Here is a 7115-nt window from a genome sequence, read left to right on the forward strand (position 1 = left end):
GCTGCATCTGGCGAACTCTCCGTTCTACGGGTTGTCCGGCCGGGTGCGTTCCATTCGTGATGCGATCAATATTTTGGGAATGCGCCAGCTCAGCAGCCTGGTCATCGCCGCGGCGCTGACCCTGCAGTTCGAAAAGCTGCACGGCCAGTCCTTGCACATGAATGCGTTCTGGCGGCATTCGATTGGCTGCGCCACCGCAGCCCGCCAACTGGCCAAACGCACGGGCCTGGATGAGCAAGCAGCTTTCACCGCAGGCCTGCTGCACGACGTGGGCCGACTGGTGGTAGACAGCCACCACCCCCTGGAAGCCGCGCAGGTCATCGCCTGGGCAGAGGCCAGTGACACGCCCCACTGCGATGCTGAGTACATGCTGCTGGGTATTGACCACACAGAACTGGGGTCCTGGGTGTGCCGCCACTGGCGGTTTACCAGCGATGTGACCGATGCCATCGCTGGCCACGACCACCCACCGCCTTCGGGCGCACTGACGCTGATTGACATCGTTCACGTGGCCGACGCCATCACCCACGCACTGGACCTGGCCGATGCCCCCAACGAGGCTGTGCCCGGAATCAACCCCGCAGCGTGGGCGCGACTTGGCCTGCAAGAGAGCGAACTACCAGCGCTGCTGGCCAGCATTGAAAGCGAATTCAACGATCTGTATGCCGTGCTGAAGCCCGCCAAGGAGGCCCCATGACCCACACCGGACTACCCCCCCTGCCCCAGGAATTGACGCTGGCCGAGATGTCAGACGTGCAGATCCGCGCCATCGTGGGCGAGCTGATCAAGGCCAACCGGGACTTGAAGGAGGTGAACTCCAAGCTGTCTGATGCACAGAGCAAGCTCATCCAGTCGGAAAAGCTGGCCTCCATCGGGCAGTTGGCAGCAGGTGTGGCACATGAGATCAACAACCCCATCGGCTTCATCTTCTCGAACTTCGGCACCCTGGAGCAGTACCTGGAAGACCTCTTCCAGATGCTGGACGCCTACGAGCAGGCCGAGGCGAGCGTGAGCGACGGCGCAGCACTGGCACGCATCCGCAGCCTCAAGGCAGATCTGGACATTGACTACCTGAAAGAGGACATTCCCAACCTGATGCGCGAGTCGCGCGATGGCATCCAGCGCGTGCGCAAAATCGTGCAGGACCTGAAAGATTTTTCACGCGTGGATGCACGCCAGGAATGGGAAAGCGTGGACCTGCACGCGGGCATCGACTCCACACTCAACATCGTCAACAACGAGATCAAGTACAAGGCCGACGTGGTCAAGCACTACGGCGCGCTGCCCGAAGTTCAGTGCCTGCCCTCGGAGCTGAACCAGGTGTTCATGAACCTGTTGGTCAACGCAGCCCACGCCATCACGGCTGAGCGCGGCACCATCACCATCAGCACCGGAGTCGAGGGCCGCAATGTGTGGGTGGAGGTGGCCGACACTGGCGCAGGCATTGCACAAGAAAACCTGCAGCGTATTTTTGACCCCTTCTTCACCACCAAGCCGGTGGGCAAAGGCACGGGCCTCGGCCTGTCACTGTCTTACGGTATCGTGCAAAAGCACAGTGGGCGCATGGAGGTGCACAGCGAATTGGGGGTGGGCACCCGTTTCAGGGTCACGCTGCCCATCCAGCACGAAGAAGCAGCCACACAGCCAGCCGCCTGACGGCAGTTCAGCGTCTTTGCCAGTACCGCCCAGCCCCGCACCCTTTTTGCAGCCATGGACACCGACAACACCCCACCGATCCCCGCCAAGGCTGCGGCGCCAGCGCCCAGCCGGCCGCCCGCCCCACCACCAATCCCACCGACTGAGCCGTGGACCGTGCTGTGCGTGGACGATGAGCCCAGCATCCTGTCAGCCCTCAAGCGCGTGCTGCGGGCCGAAGACTGCAAGGTGCTGCAAGCCGGCAGCGGCGCGCAAGCCATTGCCGTGCTGGAGCAACAGCCCGTGGACGTGGTGGTGAGCGACATGCGCATGCCGGGCATGGACGGTGCCGCCCTGCTGGCCCAGGTGCGAGCCCGCTGGCCCGCCACCGCGCGCATTCTGCTGACGGGCTATGCCGACATGAAGGCCACAGTCGCGGCCATCAACGAAGGGCAGATTTACCGCTACATCCACAAGCCCTGGGACGAAACCGAACTGCGGCTGACCGTGCGCCAGGCGGCCGAGCGCAGGCAGCTGGAGCGTGAACGCAACCGCCTGCAAGCCCTGACGAGCGCGCAGAACGAAGAGCTGAAAGCCCTGAACACCGGGCTGGAGCAGCGGGTGCAAGAGCGCACCAACGAGCTGCGCCAGGCCAACGACCAACTGCGGCGCAACTACCTCACCAGCATCAAGATCTTTTCCAGCGTGATGGAACTGCGCAGCGGCGTGCTGGCCGGGCATGGCAAGCGCTGCGCCAACCTGGCACGCAAGGTGGCGGTGACCATGGGTCTGCCCGAAGACGAAGTGCAGGACATCTTTGTGGCCGGGCTGCTGCACGACATGGGCTTCATGGCCTTGCCAGACTCCATCATGAGCAAGCCCGTGGGCAAGCTCACCCCGGAAGAACTGGCCAGCTACCAGCGCCACCCGGTGCTGGGCGCGCAGGCCTTCATGGCGCTGGACGACCACCAGACCGTGGCCACGCTGATCCGCACCCACCACGAGCGCTTTGACGGCACCGGCTACCCGGACCAACTCCAGGGCACGCAGATTCCGCGGGGCGCGCGCATCCTGGCGGTGGTGGATACGTACGACGACATGACGCACGGGCACCTCACCGGCGCGTCGCTCACGGAAGCGGAAGCGCGCACCATCTTGCAGCGCGGGCGCGGCACGCAATTCGACCCCGAGGTGGTGGACGTCTTCCTGCACATCACGCAAGAGGTCAAGCCCAAGCCCGTGCGCATCGAGCCCGTCAGCACCGACCATCTCAAGCCCGGCATGGTGCTGGGCAAGGATCTGCTTTCGAAAGAGGGGGTGATGCTGCTGTCTGCCGGGCATGTGCTCAGCGCAGACATGATCAGCCGCATTCGCAAATACGCGATGGCCGAAGGATTGAACCTGGCGCTGGACATTCGCATGCCGGGGTAGTTTCTTAATGTGGGGTTAAGTGGCGGTTTCAACAATCGTCCGCATGCCCCTCATCCTGCAACGGCTGCTGCCGCGCGCCCCATTTTTTGGTGCTTCCCACGCCTCTTCCACATCACAGCCCTCGGCGCAGGGTTTGCACCCCGCCTGGGTCGTGCTGTGGATCAGTGTCTGGATGGCCGCGGTGTGCAATGTGCCGCTGTGGCGAGAAGTGCTCCACCTGCCCGGTAACACCGGCGTTCGCGGCTGGGCTTTCCTGGCGGCCTTCATGGTGCTGGTCACTGCGGGCAACGCCGCCTTGCTGAGCCTGCTGGCCTGGCGCTGGACGCTCAAGCCCGCAGCTGGCCTGCTGGTGCTGATGGCGGCCTTTGGCGCCTATTTCATGCTGGCCTACGGCATTGCGATTGACGCCAGCATGCTCACCAATGTGCTGCAAACCGATGTGAAGGAAGCGGGCGACCTGCTGAACTGGCAACTGCCGCTGACCGTGGGTGCCCTGGCCGTGCCCCCAGTGGCGTGGCTGGTTCGCCAACCCGTGCGCGCTGTGGCACCGCTGCGGCACACGCTGCACAACGCGGGGCTTTTCGTCGCCGCCGTGCTGGTGGCCGTGGGTGCGGTGTTGCTGGTGTTCCAGGACTTTGCCTCCACCATGCGCAACCACACCCAGTTGCGCTACCTGATCAATCCCCTCAACACCGTCTATGCGCTGGGCAACATTGCCACCAAACCACTGCGCATGGACACGCGCACCATCCTGCCCGTGGGGCGCGACGCCCAACTGGGTGCCAGCTACGCAGGCCAGTCCAAGCCGCCGCTGCTGGTGCTGGTGCTGGGCGAAACCGGCCGCGCGGGCAACTTTGGCATCAACGGCTACGAACGTGACACCACCCCGCTGCTGGCGGCCCGGCCAGACCTCATCAGCGCTGGCAACGCCTGGGCTTGCGGCACCAGCACGGCGGCCTCGGTGCCGTGCATGTTTTCGCACCTGGGCCGCAATGGCTACGAGGCGCGCCGCGCCAACTTTGAAGGGCTGATGGACGTGCTGCAGCACGCAGGCCTGGCCGTTTTGTGGGTGGACAACCAATCGGGCTGCAAGGGCACTTGCGACCGCATTCCCAACGCCAACACCTCGGCCCAGAAAGACCCCGAACTGTGCCCCACTGGCAGCGACTGCCTGGACAACATCATGCTCAAGGGCCTGGACCAGCGCCTGGCAGACCTGCCCGCAGAGCAGCGCCAGCGCGGCACTGTGGTGGTGCTGCACCAGATGGGCAGCCACGGCCCTGCTTACTCCAAGCGCTCAGCGCCGGAGCGCAAGAAGTTCCTGCCCGAATGCACATCCAACGCGCTGCAGGAATGCGACCGCCAGCAGGTGGTGAACGCCTACGACAACAGCATCGTGGAAACCGACCACTTTCTGGATTCAGTGCTCAACTGGCTTGGAAAGCAATCCAATCAAGCGCAACCAGCTATGATTTATGTAGCAGACCATGGCGAATCGCTGGGTGAGAACAACATCTACCTGCACGGCCTGCCCTACTCCATCGCACCTGACGTGCAAAAGCATGTGCCATGGATCACCTGGCTCTCGCCCGCGATGCAGTCGCGCATGGGCACGGCCACACCCTGCCTGCAAAAAGAACTGGCCCAGCAGCGCATCACACACGACAACTACTTCCACTCGGTGCTGGGTCTGTTGGATGTGAAGACGGGCGCGTACCAGCCCGAGCTGGACATCTTCAGCGCCTGCCGCAAGACCGTGGCCGCCAAGCAGGCGGCCCCCGCGCCAGCCAAGAGCTGAGCGGCCGCCCGTCAGCGGCCCTGCATCCACACCGCGGCCTGGGCGATCAGGTGGCCGCGAAACACCTCGGCAATGGGCGACAGCCGCTTGCCCTTGGGCCACACCAGGTGCCACTGCGACTGGATGGGAAAGCCCTGCACGTTCAGGATGGCCAGACCATCCCAATGCGGCCCCAGCGCATGCCGGGACACGATGGACACGCCCAGTTGCCCTTCTACCGATTCCTTGATCGCCTCGTTGCTGCCCAGCTCCAGCACGGTGCTGGGCACAAAGCCCAGCTGGCGCAAATGTGCATCGGTAGCCATGCGGGTGCCTGAGCCTTTCTCGCGCAAGATGAACCGCTCGCCCTGCAACTGCGCCAGCGTCACCCGTTTCCTGGCGGCCAGCCGGTGGCCTGCGGCGGCGATGACCACGAGCGGGTTGGGCATGAGGATCTGGTCCTCCAGCGGCAAATCCCCCGGGGGCATGGACATCACGTAGAGATCGTCCTGGTTGGCGCGCAGGCGGGTGATGACATGGTCGCGGTTGAGCACTTCCAGCGAAATGTCGATTTGCGGGTGCAGCTTGCAAAAGCTGCCCAGCAAGCGGGGCACGAAGTATTTGGCGGTGCTCACCACCGCCACCTTCAGCCGGCCGCTGGTCAGGCCCTTGGCGCTCGAAATACTTTGCTCAAACGCATCCCACTCCCCGGCAATGGCGCGCGCCGTGCGGGCCAGGGCCTGTCCGGCCTCGGTCAGGTACACGCGGCGCGACACCACTTCGTACAGCGGCACGCCCACGACCTGCGTCACCTCGCGCAGCTGCATCGACGCCGTAGGCTGGGTCACGTGCATGACCTTGGCGGCAGCGCTCACGCTGCCGGTTTCACCCAGCGCCAGGAACAGCCGCAGTTGGCGAAAGGTGATGTTCATAGATTTTTATCTATAGATAATTGCATTCGAATCGATTTTACTTTGCGCTCTGCCCTCTCTAGCATCCACCCCAGTCATCCCCTTGGAGTAGAAGAATGCAAAGTTTGCTGGACCCTGCGGTCCTTTTTTTTGCGCTGGGCGTGTTTGCGGGCCTGGTGCGGTCGAACCTGGAAATGCCTGCGGCCATCTCGAAGTTCTTGTCGATTTACCTGCTGATGGCGTTGGGCCTGAAGGGCGGCTTTGCGCTGGCGGCCTCGGGCTTCACCGCCAGCGTGGCCAGCAGCCTGGGGCTGGCGGTGCTGCTGGCCGTGGTGGTGCCCCTGGTGGGTTACGCGCTGCTGCGGCGAATGCTGTCGGGTTTCAACGCCGCGGCGGTGGCAGCCACCTATGGCTCGGTCAGCGCGGTGACGTTTGTGACGGCCACGCAATACCTCGAATCGCAATCCGTGCCCTATGGCGGCTACATGGCCGCCGCCATGGCGCTGATGGAGTCGCCCGCCATCATCCTGGCCGTGATGCTGGCCAACGCACTGCGCCAGCGGCAGGCGGTGCCCGCCACCCATGCAGCGCAGATGGTGGCCATGTCACCCTCCGGTGCAGCCACCCTGCCCGGCCCGGGCAGCCTGGGTGCGTCAGGCTCCGCCACCGCGGGCAAGGCCGGGCCGCATCTGTCGGTGGGCAAGATCCTGCATGAATCCCTCACCGACGGCACCCAACTGCTGTTGCTGGGCGCCATGGTCATCGGCCTGGTCACGGGCGATGCGGGCAAGGCTGCCATGCAGCCGTTTTCGGGCGACCTGTTCAAGGGCATGCTCTGCCTGTTTCTGCTGGACATGGGCCTTTCCACAGCGCGCAACCTGCCTGCCGTGCGCAAGCAGTCGCCGTGGCTGCTGGCCTATGCCGTGCTGGGGCCGCTGGTGCACGCCGGGCTGGCCCTGGCCCTGGCGTGGCTGGCCCAGGTGCCCGCAGGCGATGCGGCGCTGCTGATGGTGCTGGCCGCCAGCGCGTCTTACATCGCCGTGCCCGCCGTGGTGCGCTACGCCATTCCTGAGGCTGACCCTTCGCTGTACGTCAGCCTGTCGCTGGGGGTGACGTTTCCGCTCAACATCCTGGTGGGCATTCCGCTGTACACGCAGGTGGTGTTGCGCCTGTGGGGTGGTTGAGCATGGGGCAGCCGAGCAGTTTGCCCGGCGGCTTTCGTGGAGAGGCGGACTGAGGCAACCTGTACCGCTATCAATTAAATAGCTGTTAGCGCTTTACCCATGAGCGCTAGAGCCGATTTTCAGGCTCTTCTAGCGAATGCTAGTGATGCCCCTTTAATTGCGCCCCCTGGCCCTCAT

Annotated in this window: 6 protein-coding genes; 5 read left to right on the top strand and 1 reads right to left on the bottom strand. The window is 64.2% G+C overall.

The annotated features are described in order from the left end of the window. The 4 genes from AADJ04_RS17135 to AADJ04_RS17150 form a co-directional block, all read left to right on the top strand. The coding region (locus AADJ04_RS17135; RefSeq protein ID WP_341240350.1) for an HDOD domain-containing protein at positions 1-697 on the top strand (697 nt) is incomplete at its 5' end. Continuing rightward, positions 694-1656: an ATP-binding protein gene (locus tag AADJ04_RS17140; protein WP_341240351.1), complete on the top strand. Its 963-nt coding sequence runs from the start codon at positions 694-696 to the stop codon at positions 1654-1656. The genes AADJ04_RS17135 and AADJ04_RS17140, both read left to right, overlap by 4 nt. Before the next feature lie 54 nt (positions 1657-1710). Continuing rightward, on the top strand, positions 1711-3066 hold the full coding sequence (locus AADJ04_RS17145; RefSeq protein WP_341240352.1) for an HD domain-containing phosphohydrolase: 1356 nt from the start codon (positions 1711-1713) through the stop codon (positions 3064-3066). 43 nt (positions 3067-3109) lie between these two features. After that, positions 3110-4864, top strand: coding sequence for a phosphoethanolamine--lipid A transferase (locus AADJ04_RS17150; RefSeq protein WP_341240353.1), 1755 nt, complete (start codon positions 3110-3112; stop codon positions 4862-4864). A gap of 11 nt (positions 4865-4875) precedes the next feature. Here AADJ04_RS17150 and AADJ04_RS17155 read toward each other — a convergent pair whose 3' ends face one another. After that, positions 4876-5775: a LysR family transcriptional regulator gene (locus tag AADJ04_RS17155; RefSeq protein WP_341240354.1), complete on the bottom strand. Its 900-nt coding sequence runs from the start codon at positions 5773-5775 to the stop codon at positions 4876-4878. 95 nt (positions 5776-5870) lie between these two features. On the opposite strand from AADJ04_RS17155, the gene AADJ04_RS17160 reads away from it, so the two are divergent. Further along, positions 5871-6938 (top strand): sodium-dependent bicarbonate transport family permease, encoded by a 1068-nt coding sequence (locus tag AADJ04_RS17160; RefSeq protein ID WP_341240355.1) that lies wholly within the window; start codon positions 5871-5873, stop codon positions 6936-6938. Positions 6939-7115 lie beyond the last annotated feature (177 nt).

The sequence above is a fragment of the uncultured Acidovorax sp. genome, from assembly GCF_964021665.1.
Taxonomy (GTDB): Bacteria; Pseudomonadota; Gammaproteobacteria; order Burkholderiales; family Burkholderiaceae_C; genus Acidovorax; species Acidovorax temperans.